Origin of the sequence: Streptomyces sp. NPDC058373, from assembly GCF_042723275.1 — a bacterium.
Classification (GTDB): Bacteria; Actinomycetota; Actinomycetes; order Streptomycetales; family Streptomycetaceae; genus Streptomyces.
The window spans coordinates 1-17826 of sequence record NZ_JBHXJE010000028.1 but is presented as its reverse complement, the minus strand read 5'-3'; the positions used below and the strand labels follow the sequence as shown (position 1 = coordinate 17826).

The window sequence follows — 17826 nt, the reverse complement described above, 5'->3', positions numbered from 1 at the left end:
CGCCCCTCCCCACCGCCGTTCGCCACCGAACCTCTGGAGATGCAGGACGTGTCCCGTCAGGTGTTCCTCTTCGACCCGCCCGAGCGCTTCGTCGCCGGGACGGTCGGTCTCCCCGGGCGCAGGACCTTCTTCCTCCAGGCGTCCTCCGGGGGCCGGGTCACCAGCGTGGCCCTGGAGAAGACCCAGGTCGCAGCGCTCGCCGAGCGTATGAACGAACTGCTGGACGAAGTCGTACGCCGCAGCGGCGGCAACGCCCCGGTGCCCGCCGTCGTCCCCGCCGACATCGCCGACAGCGCCCCCCTCGACAACCCGGTCGAGGAGGAGTTCCGGGTCGGCACCATGGCGCTCGCCTGGGACGGCGAGGACCAGCGGATGATCGTCGAGGCGCAGGCCCTGGTCGAGCTGGAGGGCGACTCCGACGAGGACCTCGCCGCCGCCGAGGAGCGGCTCCTCCAGGACGAGGAGAACGGCCCGCCGATGCTGCGGGTCCGCCTCTCCGGAGCCCAGGCCCGGGCCTTCGCCAAGCGCGCCCTGGACGTCGTCAACGCCGGCCGGCCGCCCTGCCCGCTGTGCAGCCTGCCGCTCGACCCGGAAGGACACGTATGCCCGCGCCAGAACGGGTACCGTCGCGGCCTGTGACCGCCCCCTCCGGCTCCGCCGCCTCCGTCGACACCACCGCCCTGCTCACCGAGGGCGAACTGACCGTGCGCGGCCACATCCCCGAGGCGTCCAACGCCGTGCTGCACTGCACCGTCGTCCACCAGGGCCGCCGGGCCGCCTGCGTCTACAAGCCGGTCGCGGGGGAGCGGCCGCTGTGGGACTTCCCCGACGGGACCCTCGCCCAGCGCGAGGTCGCCGCCCACGAGGTCTGCGCCGCCCTCGGCTGGGAGCTGGTCCCGCCCACCGTGCTCCGCGAGGGACCGTACGGGACGGGCATGGTCCAGCTCTGGATCGACCAGGTGGACGACGAGCCCGACGAGCCCGACGAGCCCGAGGGGGCCGGGGCGGGGGAGGCGGTACGGGGCGCCGGCACGGCCGCGGCGCCGACCGCGGGTGCGGCCGTCGCCGCCGACGCCCCCGGCCTGGTGCCCCTCGGCCGGCTGCTGGCCCTCGCCGACGCCGAGCGGCCCGCGCCCGCCGGATGGCGCCCGATCGGGCTCGCCGAGGTCCCCGGCGGCGGCACCGCGCTGCTGGTCCACGCCGACGACCCCCGGCTGCGCCGCCTCGCCGTGCTGGACGCCGTCATCAACAACAGCGACCGCAAGGGCGGTCATCTGTTGACCACCGCCGACGGCCGCCTCTACGGCATCGACCACGGCGTCACCTTCCACACCGAGGACAAGCTGCGCACCCTGCTCTGGGGCTGGGCCGGGGAACCGCTCACCGAGGAGGCGCTGGCCGCGCTCGGCCGCCTCGCCGCCGCCCTCGGCGAGGAGGCGCCGCTCGCCACCCGTCTGGCCGCCCTCGTCACCCCGGCCGAACTGACCGCGTTGCGCGCCCGCGTGGCCGCCCTGCTCTCCTCCGGCACCCACCCCGTGCCCGGCGGCGAATGGCCCGCGATCCCCTGGCCGCCGGTCTGAGCCGTTCCGCTCGCGACCTGCACAGGAGCGCCCGAGGCGCAAGAGTGCCCTCCCGGCCAAACAGCCGCCATCCGGTTCGTATCCGGATGCCACGTCCGGTTAGGCTCAGTCCCATGCATGCCTGGCCCGCTTCCGAGGTCCCCGCCCTTCCCGGCAAGGGTCGCGACCTGAGGATCCACGACACCGTGACCGGGGGGCCGAAGACCCTCACCCCCGGCCCCGTCGCCCGTCTCTACGTCTGCGGCATCACGCCGTACGACGCGACCCACATGGGTCACGCGGCGACCTACAACGCGTTCGACCTCGTTCAGCGCGTGTGGCTCGACACCAAGCGGCAGGTGCACTACGTCCAGAACGTCACGGACGTGGACGACCCGCTCCTGGAGCGCGCCCTGCGCGACGGCGTGGAGTGGACCGGCCTCGCCGAGCGCGAGACGGCCCTCTTCCGCGAGGACATGACCGCCCTCAGGATGATCCCGCCGCGCGACTACATCGGCGCCGTCGAGGCCATACCCCGCATCATCCCGCTGGTCGAGCGGCTGCGGGACGCGGGCGCCGCCTACGAGCTCGAAGGCGACCTGTACTTCTCCGTCGAGGCCGACCCGCACTTCGGCGAGGTCTCCCACCTGGACGCCGAAGCCATGCGCCTGCTCTCCGCCGAGCGCGGCGGCGACCCCGAGCGCCCCGGCAAGAAGAACCCGCTCGACCCGATGCTCTGGATGTCGGCCCGCGAGGGCGAGCCGAGCTGGGACGGCGGCAGCCTCGGCCAGGGACGGCCCGGCTGGCACATCGAGTGCGTCGCCATCGCCCTGGACCACCTCGGCATGGGCTTCGACCTCCAGGGCGGCGGCTCCGACCTGGTCTTCCCGCACCACGAGATGGGCGCCTCGCACGCCCACGCCGCCACCGGCGAGTACCCCTTCGCCCACTCCTACGTGCACGCCGGGATGGTCGCCCTGGACGGCGAGAAGATGTCGAAGTCCAAGGGCAACCTGGTTTTCGTCTCCGCGCTGCGCCGCGAGGGCGTCGACCCGGCCGCGATCCGGCTCGTCCTCCACGCCCACCACTACCGAGCCGACTGGGAGTGGACCGACGCCGGTCTCCAGGAGGCCGTGGAGCGCCTCGCGCGCTGGCGCGCCGCCGTCTCCCGGCCCGACGGCCCGGACGCCTCCGCCGTCGTCGAGCAGGTGCGCGCCGCGCTCGCCGACGACCTGGACGCTCCCGCCGCGCTCCGCGCCGTGGACGCCTGGGCCCGGCTCCAGGAGACCGAGGGCGGCACCGACGAGGGCGCCCCGGGCATCGTCTCGCGCACCGTCGACGCGCTGCTCGGCGTCGCGCTCTGAGCGGCCACGCGCCGAGAAGCTGAGCACGGCCGGCCGGCCGGCCGCGCCGGCCAGGCATAACGAAGGACCCCGCCACGGAGATCGTGGCGGGGTCCTTCGCGTGCGCTCGTGGCCGGTTACGCGGCTCAGTCGCCGGAGCCGGAGCCGGAGCCGGAGCCAGGGTCCGAGTCCGGGCCGTCCGACGGCCGACCGCGGCCGTCGTCCCCCCTGCTGCCGCCGCGCCCGCCGGAGTTTCCGTCCTCGGCGTCCTCGCCGTCGCCCCGGCCGCCCGCCGGGGCGGAGTCCGGGCCGTCCTCCGTCGAGCGGGGCGTCTCCCGGCCGGCGGGCCCCTCGCCCGGTGTGCCCGGGAGCTGGCCCGGGGGCGGGCCGGTGCGCTTGGGGTGCGGGCGGTTGCGGTCGCCGTCGCGCAGGAAGGGGCCCTCGCCCTCCGCCGCGCGGCCGCCGTCGGTGGCGTGGCCGCCCGGACCGCCGGAACCGTCCCGGCGCCGCAGGTACCGCTCGAACTCCCGGGCGATGGCCTCCCCCGAGGCCTCGGGCAGCTCCGCGGTGTCGCGCGCCTCCTCCAGCGACTGGACGTACTCGGCGACCTCGCTGTCCTCGGCGGCCAGCTGGTCGACCCCGAGCTGCCAGGCCCGCGCGTCCTCCGCCAGGTCGCCCAGCGGGATGCGCAGGTCCAGCACGTCCTCCAGGCGGTTCAGCAGGGCGAGCGTCGCCTTCGGGTTGGGCGGCTGGGAGACGTAGTGCGGGACGGCCGCCCACAGGCCCACCGCCGGCACCCCGGCGTGCGCGCACGCCTCCTGGAGGATGCCGACGATGCCGGTCGGGCCCTCGTACCGGCTCTCCTCCAGGTTCATCGTGCGGGCCAGGTCCGGGTCGGAGGTGACGCCGCTGACCGGGACCGGGCGGGTGTGCGGGGTGTCGCCGAGCAGCGCGCCGAGGACGACGACCAGTTCGACGCCCAGCTCGTGGGCGAAGCCCAGGATCTCGTTGCAGAACGAGCGCCAGCGCATGCTGGGCTCGATGCCGCGCACCAGCACCAGGTCACGCGGCTTATCGCCGCCGATCCGGACCACCGACAGCCGGGTCGTCGGCCAGGTCACCTTGCGGACCCCGCCGTCCATCCACACCGTGGGGCGGTTGACCTGGAAGTCGTAGTAGTCCTCGGCGTCCAGCGCCGCGAACACCTCGCCCTTCCACTCCTGCTCCAGGTGCTCGACCGCGGTGGAGGCGGCGTCACCGGCGTCGTTCCAGCCTTCGAACGCGGCCACCATGACCGGGTCGACCAGCTCGGGTACCCCTTCGAGCTCGATCACCCAGCGCCTCCTTCCGACGTGCCCTCGCGTACCGGCCCAACCTTACGGCGTCCGCGGGGCCCTCCCGCGGCCCCTTGTGGGGCCGCGACGCTCGGAAGACTGCCCCGGACCGGGGCCGCGCACTCCCCTCCGTACGGCTCCGGAGGGGAGTGCGCGGCCGGTCCCGGGACGGCCCGGCTCAGGTCCAGAGAGTGGTGGGCGCCTCCCGGCGCACCACCGGCGCGATCTCCTCGGCGAACCGCTCCAGCAGGGCTCGCTGCTCCGCCCGCTCCAGGCCGAAGCCGTCGACCGTCACCGACTGGAGGTCGTGGCCGTAGACCGCGTGGTGGCCGAGGAGCTTCTCGATGCTCCGCTCGGGTGAGCCGATGAGCTGCGGCCCCTCCGCCATGGCCTCCTCGATGGTCCGGTACGGCGTGTTGTACCCGGCCCGCCCGGTCAGCGCGGGCTTGAAGCTCTGCCGCACCTGCGCCTCGTAGACGTCCTTGTAGCGCGCCACGGCCTCCGCGTCGGTGCCGGCGATCAGCAGCCCGCCCGAGCCCGCGCCCACGTAGGCCCCGGCCGGGTCGTGGCCGTGCGCCTCGAACCGCTCGCGGTACAGGTCGATCAGGGCCGCGTACGCCGCCCGCGGCTGGACGGCGTTGGCGGTGAAGAGCGGGTCTCCGTGGAGCGCGGCCAGTTCGGGGGAGCGGGGGCTGGTGGCCGAGCCGTGCCAGACGCGGGGCGGTCCGGCGTACGGGCGCGGCACCGTCGTCACGTCCTTCAGCGGGGCGCGGAACTCGCCCGTCCAGTCGACGTGCTCCTCCCGCCAGAGCCGCCGCAGCAGCTCGTACTTCTCCCGCTGGAGGTCCCACTGCCGCTCCTCCTCCAGGCCGAAGAGGGCGAAGTGGGCGGCGTCCGCGCCCTTGCCGACGACCAGTTCGATCCGGCCGCCGGAGAGCTGGTCGAGGGTGGCGTAGTCCTCGGCGACCCGGACCGGGTCCAGCACGGAGGGGACCGTGACGCCGGTCAGCAGGCGGATGCGGGAGGTGCGGGCGGCGAGCGCAACGAGGACGGCGACCGGTGCGGAGGAGAGGGAGGGGCCGGCGTGCCGCTCGCCGACCGCGAACGCGTCCAGGCCGAGGCGTTCGGCCGCCTCGGCCTGGGCCAGCACGTCGCCGAAGCGGTCGGCGGGGCGCGGGGTCCGTCCGGTCAGCGGGTGCGGGCCGTGGCCGATGAGGGAGAGCACCTGGAATCTCATGGCGACCAGCGTGCGCCCGCGGTGTTGCCGCGGTGTGGCGGGCGTACGAAGCGCCCGCCGCACCGCTCCTCGCGCCTTTGCGCGGTCAGTCGGGACGGACCGCCAGCAGCTTCGCCACGTCGTCCCGGACCTCGGGCGTGTCGAGCCCGCGCACCGTCAGCGTGGTGCGGCGGCGCAGCACGTCCTCGGCGGTCTCGGCCCACTCGCGGTCGCGGGCGTAGACGATCTGCGCCCGGATCTCCGGCGCGTCCGGGTGGACGCGCTCGGCCAGGGACGGGTCCTCGTTGGCGAGGCGGGCGATGTCGAAGGCGAGCGAGCCGTAGTGGGTCGCCAGGTGGCGGGCGGTGTCCGGGGCCATCCGCGGCCCGGGCGCGGGCCCGTCGACCAGCAGCCGGTGCGCGACCGCCTGCGGGTTGGCGATGCCGGGCAGCGGCATCCGGGGCAGGCTGCGCATCGGCTCCATGTCCTCGGTCAGCGGGCGGCCGGGGAGCTTGGACAGCTTGTCGATGACGGTGCGGCCGATGTGCCGGAAGGTGGTCCACTTTCCGCCGGCCACCGAGAGCATGCCGCCGGGACCCTCGCTGACGACCGTCTCGCGCTTGGCCTTCGAGGTGTCGCCGGGGCCGCCGGGCAGCACCCGCAGTCCGGCGAACGAGTAGGTGATCAGGTCCCGGGAGAGCTGCTGGTCGCGGACGGAGAAGGCGGCCTCGTCGAGGATCTGCGTGACGTCCTGGTCGGTGACCGACACGTCGCGCGGGTCGCCCTCGTACTCCTCGTCGGTGGTGCCGAGCAGGAGCATGTCCTCCCAGGGCAGGGCGAAGGTGATGCGGTACTTGTCGATCGGGGTGGCGAGCGCGGCCTTCCACGGGGAGGTGCGGCGCAGCACCAGGTGGGCGCCCTTGGAGAGGCGGACCGACGGCGAGGCGGCCGGGTCCTCCATGGCGCGCAGGTGGTCGGTCCAGGGGCCGGTGGCGTTGAGGACGAGGCGGGCGTCGATGCCGAACTCGGTGCCGTCCAGGCGGTCCCGCAGCTCCGCGCCGGTGACCCGGCCGCGGGTGAAGCGCAGGCCGGTGACCTCGGCGTGGTTGAGCACCTCGGTGCCGGCGTCGACGGCCGCGCGGACCGTCATCAGCGCCATCCGGGCGTCGTTCATCTGGTCGTCGCCGTAGACGGCGACCGCGCGCAGCCCGTCGGTGCGCAGCTCGGGCACGTCGCGGCGGGCCCGCTCGGGGCTGATGACGTGGCCGACACCGTCGCCGAAGGCGGAGAGCGCCGAGTAGGCGAAGACGCCCGCGCCGAGCTTGGCGGCGCCGTGCGGGCCGCCCTTGTAGACGGGCAGGTAGAAGGTGAGCGGCCGGGCCAGGTGCGGGGCGACCTGCTTGGAGACGGCGCGCCGCTCGAAGTGGTTCTCCGCGACGAGCTTGACCGCGCCGGTCTGGAGGTAGCGCAGGCCGCCGTGGAGCAGCTTGGAGGAGGCCGACGAGGTGGCCCCGGCGAAGTCCCCCGCGTCGACCAGGGCGACCCGCAGGCCGGACTGCGCGGCGTGCCAGGCGGTGGAGATGCCCAGGATGCCGCCGCCGATCACCAGGAGGTCGTAGGTCGCCCGGGACAGCAGGTCCCGGGTCTCGGCCCGGCCCGGGTTGGGGCCGGCTGCCGGGTGCGTCCCGAGGGCCGGGACGCTGTGCGGGGTGGTCATGACGTGCTCCTCATCGGTGGGTCCGGGGGGCCGCCGCGCAGGCGGCCCCCCGGGGTGGTGCGTCAGTTCTCTTCGTCGTCGAGCCAGTCGAAGGTGCGCTCGACGGCCTTGAGCCACTTGCGGTACTCGTGGTCGCGGAGTTCCGGGTCCATGTCCGGGGTCCACTCGGCGGCCCGGCGCCAGTTGGCGCGCAGGGTGTCGGTGTCGGGCCAGAAGCCGACCGCCAGGCCGGCCGCGTAGGCGGCGCCCAGACAGGTGGTCTCGGCCACCATCGGGCGGACCACCGGGGCGTCGACGAAGTTGGCCATGGTCTGCATCAGCAGGTTGTTGGAGGTCATGCCGCCGTCGACCTTGAGCGAGCTCAGCTCGACACCGGAGTCCTTGGTCATGGCGTCGGTGATCTCGCGGGTCTGCCAGGCGGTGGCCTCCAGCACGGCCCGGGCGATGTGCGCCTTGGTGACGTAGCGGGTCAGGCCCGCGATGACACCGCGGGCGTCCGGCCGCCAGTACGGGGCGAAGAGCCCGGAGAAGGCGGGGACGAAGTAGGCGCCGCCGTTGTCCTCGACCGAGGAGGCGAGCGTCTCGATCTCGGCCGCGGAGTTGATCAGGCCCATCTGGTCGCGCATCCACTGGACGAGCGAGCCGGTGACGGCGATCGACCCCTCCAGGGCGTAGACCGGGTCCTGGTCGCCGATGCGGTAGCCGACGGTGGTCAGCAGCCCCGAGTAGGAGTTGATGATCTTCTCGCCGGTGTTCATCAGCATGAACGTGCCGGTGCCGTACGTCGACTTGGCCTCGCCCTCGGCGAAGCAGGTCTGGCCGAAGAGGGCGGCCTGCTGGTCGCCGAGGGCCGAGGCGACCGGGATGCCGCCGAGCAGCTCGCCGAGGCGCCCGCCGCTGACCTCGCCGTAGACCTCGGCGGAGGAGCGGATCTCGGGCAGCACCTCGGTGGGCACGCCGATCGACGAGCAGATCCGCTCGTCCCACTCCATGCGGTGCAGGCTCATCAGCATGGTGCGCGAGGCGTTGGTGACGTCGGTGACGTGGACGCCGCCCTCGGTGCCGCCGGTGAGGTTCCAGATGACCCAGGAGTCCATGGTGCCGAAGAGGATGTCGCCCGCCTCGGCGCGCTCGCGCAGCCCCTCGACGTTGTCGAGCAGCCAGCGGGCCTTGGGCCCGGCGAAGTACGAGGCGAGCGGCAGGCCGGTCTCCCGGCGGAAGCGGTCCTTGCCGACGTTGCGGCCGAGCTCGCGGCAGAGGGCGTCGGTACGGGTGTCCTGCCAGACGATGGCGTTGTGGACGGGCTCACCGGTGTGCCGGTCCCACAGCAGCGTCGTCTCGCGCTGGTTGGTGATGCCGACGGCCTTGATGTCGTCGCGGGTGATCTCGGCCTTGGCGACCGCCCCGGCGACCACCTCCTGGACGTTGGTCCAGATCTCGGCGGCGTCGTGCTCGACCCAGCCCGGCTTGGGGAAGATCTGCTCGTGTTCCTTCTGGTCCACGGCGACGATCCGGCCGTCCCGGTCGAAGATGATGCAGCGGCTCGACGTGGTCCCCTGGTCGATCGCGGCGATGAAGGGGCCTGCGGTGTGTGCGTCGGTCACGGTGTGTGCTCCTGCTCCAGGAAGTGCGGTGCGGGTCGGTGCGGGGCGGCCCGGGCGGCGGTGCGGGCCGCCCCGCCGGGCCCGCCGGTCAGGCGAACGCCAGCTGGTAGATGCCGCCGGCGAGGGCGCCGCCGATCAGCGGCCCGGCCACCGGGATCCAGGCATAGTCCCAGGCGGAGCCGCCCTTGTTGGGCAGCGGCAGCGCCGCGTGCACCAGCCGGGGTCCGAGGTCGCGGACCGGGTTGATCGCGTACCCCGTGGGGCCGCCCAGAGACAGGCCGATGCCGACCACGACCAGAGCGGTGACGAGCGCGCCCAGGGGGCCGAGGCCGTTGCCCTCGTCGTTGAGTCCCTGGGTCAGGATCGCCAGCACCAGCACCGCGGTGGCGATGATCTCGGTGCCGAGGTTCTGCACCGTGTTGCGGATCTGCGCGGTGGTGGCGAAGATCCCGAGGACCGGGCCCGGCTCGCGCTCGGGCGTGGCCGCCGCCTCCGCGACGACCGCCTCGTCCTTCAGGTGCGCCTGGAAGTGGCCGTAGTACGCCACCCAGACCAGCGCGGCGCCGATCATCGCGCCGAGCAGCTGCGAGCCGAGATAGAGGGGGACGTCCGACCACTCGGTGCCGCCCTGGACCGCCAGGCCTATGGTCACGGCCGGGTTCAGGTGGGCGCCCGAGACGCCCGAGGCGATGTAGGCGCCGGTGAGGACGGCGAAGCCCCAGCCGAAGGAGACCACGAGCCAGCCGGCGTCCTTCGCCTTGGAGCTCTTGAGGGTGACGGCGGCGCAGACGCCGACGCCGAGCAGGATGAGTACGGCGGTACCGATCGTCTCGCCGATGAAGATGTTGGAGCTGGACACCCGCGACTCCTTTGTCCTTCGTCCAGATGGACACCGCGCGTGTCCCTCCGCCGGGTCCCAGCCGACCGGACACGTCCGCGGTGCGGGGGCGTGTTCTGGTCGGCGTCCTTCACACCGTAACGCGTGTTTGCCGTTAGGTGTTCGACAATGCCGACCGTGGAACGGCAGTGTTCCGCCCGTGTGCTCACCCAGTCAAGGGACTGTGCCCGCAAAGCTCCCCAGGATTCGCCGGCCGGAACCGCCTCGGCGGGCAACGGCTGTGACGCACGCCTCGTCGTGGGCGTGACAAAAGCCTGGCCGGGGACGAGAGCGCCACGAATCGGCCGGGAAGGGGCGTGTGGGCGACGGAGCGGGGTTCGCCGGCGGCCGCTCGGCCGGTGGCCCGCCGCGGGGCGGGGACCGCCGGGGTCAGAACCGCCCGGCGCCCAGGTCCCGGGAGACCGCACGGGCGCAGTCGCGGACCGCCGTCACCAGTTCGGTGCGGAGCGTGGAGTCCGGGCACAGCCGCTCCACGGCGCCCGTGACGCCGACCGCCCCCACCGGCATCCGGCGCCGGTCGTGGATGGGCGCCGCCACCGAGGCCACGCCCTCCCAGGTCTCCTCCAGGTCGAAGGCCCAGCCCCGGGCGCGGGTCAGGTCCAGGACGCCCTCGAAGGCGTCCGCCTCCGTCACCGTGCGGTCGGTGAGCGGCTCGCGCGCGCTCTCCAGCACCTCGCTGTGGGCCACCGGGTCGAAGGCGGAGAGCACCTTGCCCAGCGCGGTGGAGTGCAGCGGGTGCATCGCGCCCACCTCCAGCACCTGCCGCGAGTCGTCCGGGCGGAAGACGTGATGCACGATCAGGACGCCCTGCTGGTGCAGGACTCCGAGGTAGACCGCCTCGCCGCTGGAGCGGGCCAGGTCGTCCGTCCAGACCAGCGCCCGGGCCCGCAGCTCGTGCACGTCCAGGTAGCTGTTGCCCAGGCGCAGCAGTTCGGCGCCGAGCTGGTAGCGGCCGGAGGCCGGATCCTGCTCGACGAACCCCTCCGCCTGGAGGGTGCGCAGGATGCCGTGGGCGGTGCCCTTGGCGAGGCCGAGCGTCGAGGCGATGTCGGAGAGCCCGAGCCGCCGCTCACCCCCCGCCAGCAGCCGCAGCATCGCCGCGGCCCGCTCCAGCGACTGGATGTTCCGTGCCATCCGTGGTCCCTTCCTGAGGCCGTGTGCCGATGCGGCCATTCGACAATGCTGAACACTAGCGGCCTTGGCCGACCGCGAGCCAACACGCGAAGCCTCCACCTCCGGCGAGTTTCCGCCACGCCGCGGCCCACGCCTCGACACGCCCGGTCCCGGCCCGCCCGCGCCGGTCATCCTCACCCGGCGCGCCGGGTGGCCCGCACCGCCCGGGCATCGGCCACCGGTCCCCGTACGTCCCCTGCCAGGCGTTCCGGCCGCCGCCCGCCGACGGCGGATCCGGCCCGCTCCGGCGCCCGCCCCAGGTCCGGACCGTGGACGCCCGAGCCGCGAGGCGATCCCGGCAGCTACGCTGACCGCGTGCGCCTTCGGCACCGGAGGCGCAAAGCCGACAGCCGTCGCACTCCAGGGAGCTCTCTCATGGCCTCGTCGCCGACCCATCGGACCGCACTCTCCGCCGCCGCCCGCGCGGACGCCCTCCGTGAAGCACTCGCCACCCGCGTGGTGGTCGCGGACGGGGCCATGGGCACGATGCTCCAGGCGCAGGACCCGACGCTGGACGACTTCCAGCAGTTGGAGGGCTGCAACGAGATCCTCAACCTGACCCGGCCGGACATCGTCACCTCCGTCCACGACGCGTACTTCGCGGTGGGCGTCGACTGCGTCGAGACCAACACCTTCGGTGCCAACCACGCCGCGCTCGGCGAGTACGACATCCCCGAGCGGGTCTTCGAGCTCTCCGAGGCCGGTGCCCGCGTCGCCCGCGAGAGCGCCGACCGCTTCACCACCGAGACGGGGCAGCAGCGCTGGGTGCTCGGCTCGATGGGCCCGGGCACGAAGCTGCCGACGCTGGGCCACGCCCCGTACGGCACCCTGCGCGACGCCTACCAGCGGAACGCCGAGGGCATGATCGCGGGCGGCGCCGACGCGCTGCTGGTGGAGACCACCCAGGACCTGCTCCAGACGAAGGCCTCCGTGATCGGCGCCCGCCGCGCCCTGGAGGCGACCGGCGCCAATCTGCCGGTCATCGTCTCGGTGACCGTCGAGACCACCGGCACCATGCTGCTCGGCTCGGAGATCGGCGCAGCGCTGACCGCGCTGGAGCCGCTGGGCATCGACATGATCGGGCTGAACTGCGCCACCGGACCCGCCGAGATGAGCGAGCACCTGCGCTACCTCGCCCGCCACTCCCGCGTCCCGATCTCCTGCATGCCCAACGCCGGCCTGCCCGTCCTCGGCAAGGACGGCGCGCACTACCCGCTGACCGCCCCGGAGCTGGCCGACGCCCAGGAGGGCTTCGTACGCGACTACGGCCTCTCCCTGGTGGGCGGATGCTGCGGCACCACCCCCGAGCACCTGCGCCAGGTGGTGGAGCGGGTGCGCGGCGCCGCCCCGGCCGAGCGGGCCCCGCAGCCGGAGGCGGGCGCCGCCTCGCTCTACCAGACGGTGCCGTTCCGCCAGGACACCTCGTACCTGGCGATCGGGGAGCGGACCAACGCCAACGGCTCCAAGAAGTTCCGCACGGCGATGCTGGAGGGCCGCTGGGACGACTGCGTGGAGCTGGCCCGCGAGCAGATCCGCGAGGGCGCCCACCTGCTCGACCTGTGCGTCGACTACGTGGGCCGCGACGGCGCCGCCGACATGGCGGAGCTGGCCGGGCGGTTCGCCACCGCCTCGACGCTGCCGATCGTGCTGGACTCCACCGAGGTCGACGTGTTGCGCGCCGGGCTGGAGAAGCTGGGCGGGCGGGCCGTCATCAACTCCGTCAACTACGAGGACGGCGACGGCCCCGACTCGCGCTTCGCCAAGGTCACCGCGCTGGCCAAGGAGCACGGCGCGGCCCTGATGGCGCTGACCATCGACGAGGAGGGCCAGGCCCGTACCTCCGAGCACAAGGTGGCCGTCGCCGAGCGGCTGATCGAGGACCTGACCGGCAACTGGGGCATCCACGAGTCGGACATCCTCATCGACACCCTCACCTTCACCATCTGCACCGGGCAGGAGGAGTCCCGCAAGGACGGCGTGCACACCATCGAGGCGATCCGCGAGCTGAAGCGCCGCCACCCCGACGTGCAGACGACGCTGGGCCTGTCCAACATCTCCTTCGGCCTCAACCCGGCCGCCCGCATCGTCCTGAACTCCGTCTTCCTGGACGAGTGCGTGAAGGCCGGTCTCGACTCGGCCATCGTGCACGCCTCCAAGATCCTGCCGATCGCCCGGCTGGAGGAGGAGCACGTCCAGGTCGCCCTGGACCTCATCCACGACCGGCGCGCCGAGGGCTACGACCCGCTCCAGAAGTTCCTTCAGCTCTTCGAGGGCGTCGACACCAAGTCCATGAAGGCGGGCAAGGCCGAGGAACTGCTCGCCCTCCCGCTGGACGAGCGGCTCAAGCGCCGCATCATCGACGGCGAGAAGAACGGCCTGCACGAGGACCTGGACGAGGCCCTGACCGAGCGCCCGGCCCTGGACATCGTCAACGACACGCTGCTGGACGGTATGAAGGTGGTCGGCGAGCTCTTCGGCTCCGGCCAGATGCAGCTCCCCTTCGTCCTCCAGTCCGCCGAGGTCATGAAGGACGCGGTGGCCCACCTGGAGCCGCACATGGAGAAGGCCGAGGGCGACGAGGAGGGCAAGGGCACCATCGTGCTCGCCACCGTCCGCGGCGACGTCCACGACATCGGCAAGAACCTCGTCGACATCATCCTCTCCAACAACGGCTACAACGTCGTCAACCTCGGCATCAAGCAGCCCGTCTCCGCCATCCTGGAGGCCGCCGAGGAGCACCGCGCCGACGTCATCGGCATGTCCGGACTGCTCGTCAAGTCCACGGTGATCATGAAGGAGAACCTGGAGGAGCTGAACCAGCGCGGCCTGGCCGCCGGCTACCCGGTGATCCTCGGCGGCGCCGCCCTCACCCGCGCCTACGTCGAGCAGGACCTCCACGAGATCTACCAGGGCGAGGTCCGCTACGCCCGCGACGCCTTCGAGGGCCTGCGGCTGATGGACGCCCTCATCGCCGTCAAGCGCGGCGTCCCCGGCGCCGCCCTCCCCGAGCTGAAGCAGCGCCGGGTGCGCGCCACCGCGTCCGCCACCGTGGTCGAGGAGCGGGAGGAGGGCCCGGTCCGCTCCGACACCGCCACCGACAACCCGGTGCCCACCCCGCCGTTCTGGGGCACCCGCGTCGCCAAGGGCATCCCGCTCAAGGACTACGCCTCCTGGCTGGACGAGGGCGCCCTCTTCAAGGGCCAGTGGGGCCTGAAGCAGAACCGCGCCGGTGACGGCCCCAGCTACGAGGAGCTGGTGGAGACCGAGGGCCGCCCCCGGCTGCGCGGCTGGCTGGACGAGCTGCACACCAAGAACCTGCTCGAAGCCGCCGTCATCCACGGCTACTTCCCCTGCGTCGCCAAGGGCGACGACCTGATCGTGCTGGACGACGCGGGCAACGAGCGGACCCGCTTCAGCTTCCCCCGCCAGCGCCGCGGCCGCCGGCTCTGCCTCGCCGACTTCTTCCGCCCGGAGGAGTCCGGCGAGACCGACGTCGTCGGCTTCCAGGTCGTCACTGTCGGCTCCCGCATCGGCGAGGCCACCGCCGAGCTGTTCGCCGCCAACTCCTACCGCGACTACCTCGAACTCCACGGCCTCTCCGTCCAGCTCGCCGAGGCCCTCGCCGAGTACTGGCACGCCCGCGTCCGCGCCGAGCTGGGCTTCGGCGGGGAGGACCCGGTGGACGTCGAGGACATGTTCGCCCTGAAGTACCGCGGCGCCCGCTTCTCGCTGGGTTACGGCGCCTGCCCCAACCTGGAGGACAGGGCGAAGATCGCCGACCTCCTCCAGCCCGAGCGGATCGGCGTGCACCTCTCGGAGGAGTTCCAGCTCCACCCCGAGCAGTCCACCGACGCCATCGTCATCCACCACCCCGAGGCCAAGTACTTCAACGCCCGCTGACCCGCTCCCGGCGCCCCGGGCCCGCCCTGAGGCGCCGAAGGGCCCGGAGCCGTACACTGGTCGGCCCTGTTCAGGCCGGGTGAGAGCCGCCCGCCGCGACGCCCCCGGGCGCCCCGGCGGACGGCCCCCGCCCGGCCTTCGAGTCCCTTAGGAGGTACGCAGGTGACCAGTACGGTTCCCCGCAGCGGTACCCGTTTGGCCGAAGGCTCCGCGTTGCAGGCCGTCCTCCTGGACATGGACGGCACCCTCGTCGACACCGAGGGCTTCTGGTGGGAGGCCGAGGTCGAGGTCTTCGCCTCCCTCGGGCACCGGCTGGACGAGTCCTGGCGGCACGTCGTCGTCGGCGGCCCGATGAGCCGCAGCGCCGGCTTCCTCATCGACGCCACCGGCGCCGACATCAGCCTGGAGGAGGTCAGCCTGCTCCTCAACGACCGCTTCGAGCGCCGCCTCGGCTCCACCCTGCCCCTCATGCCCGGCGCCGCCCGCCTGCTGAAGGCGCTCGCCCACCACCAGATCCCGGCCGCCCTGGTCTCGGCCTCGCACCGCCGCATCATCGACCGGGTCCTCACCTCGCTCGGCACCGAGCACTTCGCCCTCACCGTCGCCGGGGACGAGGTCGAACGCACCAAGCCGCACCCCGACCCGTACCTGCTCGCCGCCCAGGGCCTCGGCGTCGACCCGGCCCGCTGCGCCGTGGTGGAGGACACCGAGACCGGCGTGACCGCCGGGGAGGCCGCCGGGTGCCAGGTCATCGCCGTCCCCTCGGTCGCACCCGTGCGGGCCCTGCCCGGCCGGCGGATCGTCAGCACCCTCGAAGAGATCGACATGCCCTTTCTGCACGGCATGATGACGGGAATCCACTGACCGGAAACCGCCGTTCGCGGAAATAGCCGAGCCCTGGAAATGGGGGTTCCGGCGTGAATTCACCAGCGAGAAAGGCGAATTCACGCCGGTGCCTCCGCGGCCGGTGACGCTCCGTGTCCCTACCGGTGAGGACGGGTACCCCCGCCCTCGGCGCTCGCGCCGCCCGCCCGCCCGATCTCACCCGTTTCAGGTGACCTTTCTCACGCGTGTCGCTGTCGACGCCGTGGAGAACCTGTGTGGACGTCCGTTTTCTTCCCTGCGGCGCGAGGCCTATGTGTCCCGATTGGTGGACCCGTGCGGAAAAGCTTCCCCACGGTGGAATTCGGTGCGTCCGCACCCGGTTCCACAGCGTGATTGCCCTCAACTCCGGCCGCATTCCGAGGTACTGGCACAGGCGGACTAATGTCGTCGCGAGAACATCGCCGTACCCCCTCGCGCCGCCCCCGGCCCCACCCCTGAGCCGCGGACGCGTGCGAGATCGACTGCTGTGGAGAACTGCGCGCATGAACCGCAAGACATTGGTGCTGCCGGTCGTCGTCGGCCTGCTCGCCCCCGTACTCGCCGCCTGCGGCGGATCGGACGGCGCGGACCAGGGCGGCGACGCCATCGTCGTCGGCACCACCGACCGGTTCGCCGCCTCCCAGGACGCCCCGGCCCCCCTCGACCCGGCCTCCGCCTACGACGCCGGTGCCTGGAACGTGCTCCGCCAGACCATCCAGACCCTGCTGACCATGCCCCGCGGCGGCGGCGAGCCGGTGCCCGAGGCGGCCGAGAACTGCTCCTTCACCGACGCCGGGAATGAGCGCTACAGCTGCGAGCTCCGTGAGGGGCTGACCTTCGCCAACGGCGACGAGCTCACCGCCGAGGACGTCAAGTACTCCATCGACCGCATCGTCCGGATCAAGGACGGCAACGGCCCGGTCGGCCTGCTCGCCAACATCGACACCGTCGAGACCCGGGGCGAGCGCGAGGTCGTCTTCCACCTCCACAGCCCCGACGCGACCTTCCCGTACAAGCTCGCCACCCCCGCCGCGGGCATCGTCAACGAGGCTGACTACCCGGCCGACAGGCTCCGCAAGGGCTTCGACGTCTCCGGCTCCGGCCCGTACAGCGTCCAGACCGAGGCCGAGGACAACCAGGTCGTCAAGGTCTCCTTCAGCGCCAACCCCAGCTACAAGGGCAGCCTCAAGCTGAAGAACCAGAAGGTCGAGATGCGCTCCTTCGCCGACCCCGACACCATGGGGACGGCGCTGGAGAAGGGCGACGTCGACCTGATGACCCGTACGATCTCGCCGCAGCAGATCAAGAAGTACACCGGCGACCAGGTCGAGAAGATCCGCCTCGTCGAGATGCCCGGCCTGGAGATCCGCTACCTGGCCTTCAACACCGACGACCCCAAGGCCGACAAGGCGATACGCCAGGCGATGGGCTACCTCATCGACCGCGGCACGCTCACCTCGAAGGTCTACGGCACCGCGGCCGAGCCGCTCTACTCGCTGGTGCCCACCACCATCACCGGGCACACCAACTCGTTCTTCAACCAGTACGGCGAACAGCCCGACCCGGCCAAGGCCAAGGCCGCGCTCCAGCAGGCGGGCATCGACACGCCCGTCGAGCTGACGCTGAACTACACCACGGACCACTACGGTCAGGGCACCGAGGCCGAGTTCAAGGAGATCAGCCGCCAGCTCAACGCCAGCGGCCTCTTCAAGACCGAGGTCCAGGGCACCGGCTGGGACAAGTTCCGCGCCGCCCAGATCAAGGGCGACTACCCGGTCTTCGGGATGGGCTGGTTCCCCGACTTCCCCGACGCGGACAACTTCCTCGCGCCCTTCCTCGACAAGGACAACTTCCTGTCCTCGCCGTACAGCAACAAGGACATCCAGAACAAGCTGATCCCGGCCTCGCGCCGTGAGGCCGACCGCCTCGCCGCCGCCGACCCGATCAAGCGGATGCAGGACATCGTCGCCCAGGACGTCCCGGTGCTGCCGCTCTGGCAGGGCAAGCAGTACGTCGCCGCCCGCGACGACATCATCGGTGTCGAGTGGGCCCTCGACTCCTCCTCCAACCTCCAGCTCTGGGAGCTCGACCGCGGCGTCAGCAGCTGACCCGGCGCCCCACGCGCGACGGCGGCCGCCCGCCCCCCCCCCGGGGGGGGGGGGCGCCCGAGTCGGACGGGGGGGGGGGCGGCAACATCCCCGCGGCGCCCCGGCGGGCC

The 17826-nt window shown here is 72.8% G+C and carries 12 protein-coding genes; 6 read left to right on the top strand and 6 right to left on the bottom strand.

Annotated features, from left to right (window positions below; translation table 11 throughout):
• Window positions 1-48 precede the first annotated feature (48 nt).
• The 3 genes from ACFWMZ_RS17165 to mshC all read left to right on the top strand — a co-directional run bounded on the left by ACFWMZ_RS17165 (window position 49) and on the right by mshC (window position 2923).
• Window positions 49-639, top strand: a complete 591-nt coding sequence (locus ACFWMZ_RS17165) for a DUF3090 domain-containing protein (protein ID WP_383182223.1) — start codon at window positions 49-51, stop codon at window positions 637-639.
• Window positions 603-1580 carry an SCO1664 family protein gene (locus ACFWMZ_RS17160; RefSeq protein ID WP_383182177.1) on the top strand — a complete coding sequence of 326 codons (978 nt, stop codon included), beginning with the start codon at window positions 603-605 and terminating at the stop codon, window positions 1578-1580. The genes ACFWMZ_RS17165 and ACFWMZ_RS17160 overlap by 37 nt, the downstream gene beginning before the upstream one ends.
• A gap of 113 nt (window positions 1581-1693) precedes the next feature.
• Entirely contained in the window at window positions 1694-2923 is a 1230-nt protein-coding gene (mshC, locus tag ACFWMZ_RS17155) for a cysteine--1-D-myo-inosityl 2-amino-2-deoxy-alpha-D-glucopyranoside ligase (RefSeq protein WP_383182175.1), read from the top strand.
• Between the two features lie 125 nt (window positions 2924-3048).
• Here the strand turns inward: mshC and ACFWMZ_RS17150 are convergent, their stop codons facing one another.
• The 6 genes from ACFWMZ_RS17150 to ACFWMZ_RS17125 form a co-directional block, all read right to left on the bottom strand.
• Complete coding sequence (locus ACFWMZ_RS17150) at window positions 3049-4236, bottom strand: PAC2 family protein (protein ID WP_383182173.1); 1188 nt, start codon at window positions 4234-4236, stop codon at window positions 3049-3051.
• 178 nt (window positions 4237-4414) lie between these two features.
• Window positions 4415-5473 (bottom strand): LLM class flavin-dependent oxidoreductase, encoded by a 1059-nt coding sequence (locus ACFWMZ_RS17145; RefSeq protein WP_383202376.1) that lies wholly within the window; start codon window positions 5471-5473, stop codon window positions 4415-4417.
• An 85-nt stretch (window positions 5474-5558) separates the two neighbouring features.
• Window positions 5559-7169: an FAD-dependent oxidoreductase gene (locus ACFWMZ_RS17140; RefSeq protein WP_383182169.1), complete on the bottom strand. Its 1611-nt coding sequence runs from the start codon at window positions 7167-7169 to the stop codon at window positions 5559-5561.
• 62 nt (window positions 7170-7231) lie between these two features.
• Window positions 7232-8773: a glycerol kinase GlpK gene (gene glpK, locus ACFWMZ_RS17135; RefSeq protein WP_383182167.1), complete on the bottom strand. Its 1542-nt coding sequence runs from the start codon at window positions 8771-8773 to the stop codon at window positions 7232-7234.
• A gap of 88 nt (window positions 8774-8861) precedes the next feature.
• Complete coding sequence (locus tag ACFWMZ_RS17130; protein WP_383182165.1) at window positions 8862-9632, bottom strand: MIP/aquaporin family protein; 771 nt, start codon at window positions 9630-9632, stop codon at window positions 8862-8864.
• 408 nt (window positions 9633-10040) lie between these two features.
• Window positions 10041-10805 carry an IclR family transcriptional regulator gene (locus tag ACFWMZ_RS17125; RefSeq protein WP_383182163.1) on the bottom strand — a complete coding sequence of 255 codons (765 nt, stop codon included), beginning with the start codon at window positions 10803-10805 and terminating at the stop codon, window positions 10041-10043.
• Window positions 10806-11219: 414 nt separating this feature from the next.
• Between ACFWMZ_RS17125 and metH the strand changes: the two genes are divergently transcribed.
• From metH to ACFWMZ_RS17110, 3 genes are all read left to right on the top strand, one after another.
• The gene (gene metH / locus ACFWMZ_RS17120) at window positions 11220-14744 is read left to right on the top strand and encodes a methionine synthase (RefSeq protein ID WP_383182161.1); all 3525 of its coding nucleotides are present in this window, start codon (window positions 11220-11222) and stop codon (window positions 14742-14744) included.
• Window positions 14745-14906: 162 nt separating this feature from the next.
• Window positions 14907-15608: an HAD family hydrolase gene (locus ACFWMZ_RS17115; RefSeq protein ID WP_383202373.1), complete on the top strand. Its 702-nt coding sequence runs from the start codon at window positions 14907-14909 to the stop codon at window positions 15606-15608.
• Between the two features lie 503 nt (window positions 15609-16111).
• Window positions 16112-17716 (top strand): ABC transporter substrate-binding protein, encoded by a 1605-nt coding sequence (locus ACFWMZ_RS17110; RefSeq protein WP_383182157.1) that lies wholly within the window; start codon window positions 16112-16114, stop codon window positions 17714-17716.
• Window positions 17717-17826: the final 110 nt, after the last annotated feature.

Excerpts from the sequence above, each read along its gene's own strand:
- ACFWMZ_RS17140 (WP_383182169.1), bottom strand. The coding sequence starts at position 7,169 with ATGACCACCCCGCACAGCGTCCCGGCCCTCGGGACGCACCCGGCAGCC.
- ACFWMZ_RS17160 (WP_383182177.1), top strand. The coding sequence starts at position 603 with ATGCCCGCGCCAGAACGGGTACCGTCGCGGCCTGTGACCGCCCCCTCC.
- ACFWMZ_RS17145 (WP_383202376.1), bottom strand. The coding sequence starts at position 5,473 with ATGAGATTCCAGGTGCTCTCCCTCATCGGCCACGGCCCGCACCCGCTG.
- mshC (WP_383182175.1), top strand. The coding sequence starts at position 1,694 with ATGCATGCCTGGCCCGCTTCCGAGGTCCCCGCCCTTCCCGGCAAGGGT.
- ACFWMZ_RS17125 (WP_383182163.1), bottom strand. The coding sequence starts at position 10,805 with ATGGCACGGAACATCCAGTCGCTGGAGCGGGCCGCGGCGATGCTGCGG.
- metH (WP_383182161.1), top strand. The coding sequence starts at position 11,220 with ATGGCCTCGTCGCCGACCCATCGGACCGCACTCTCCGCCGCCGCCCGC.
- ACFWMZ_RS17110 (WP_383182157.1), top strand. The coding sequence starts at position 16,112 with ATGAACCGCAAGACATTGGTGCTGCCGGTCGTCGTCGGCCTGCTCGCC.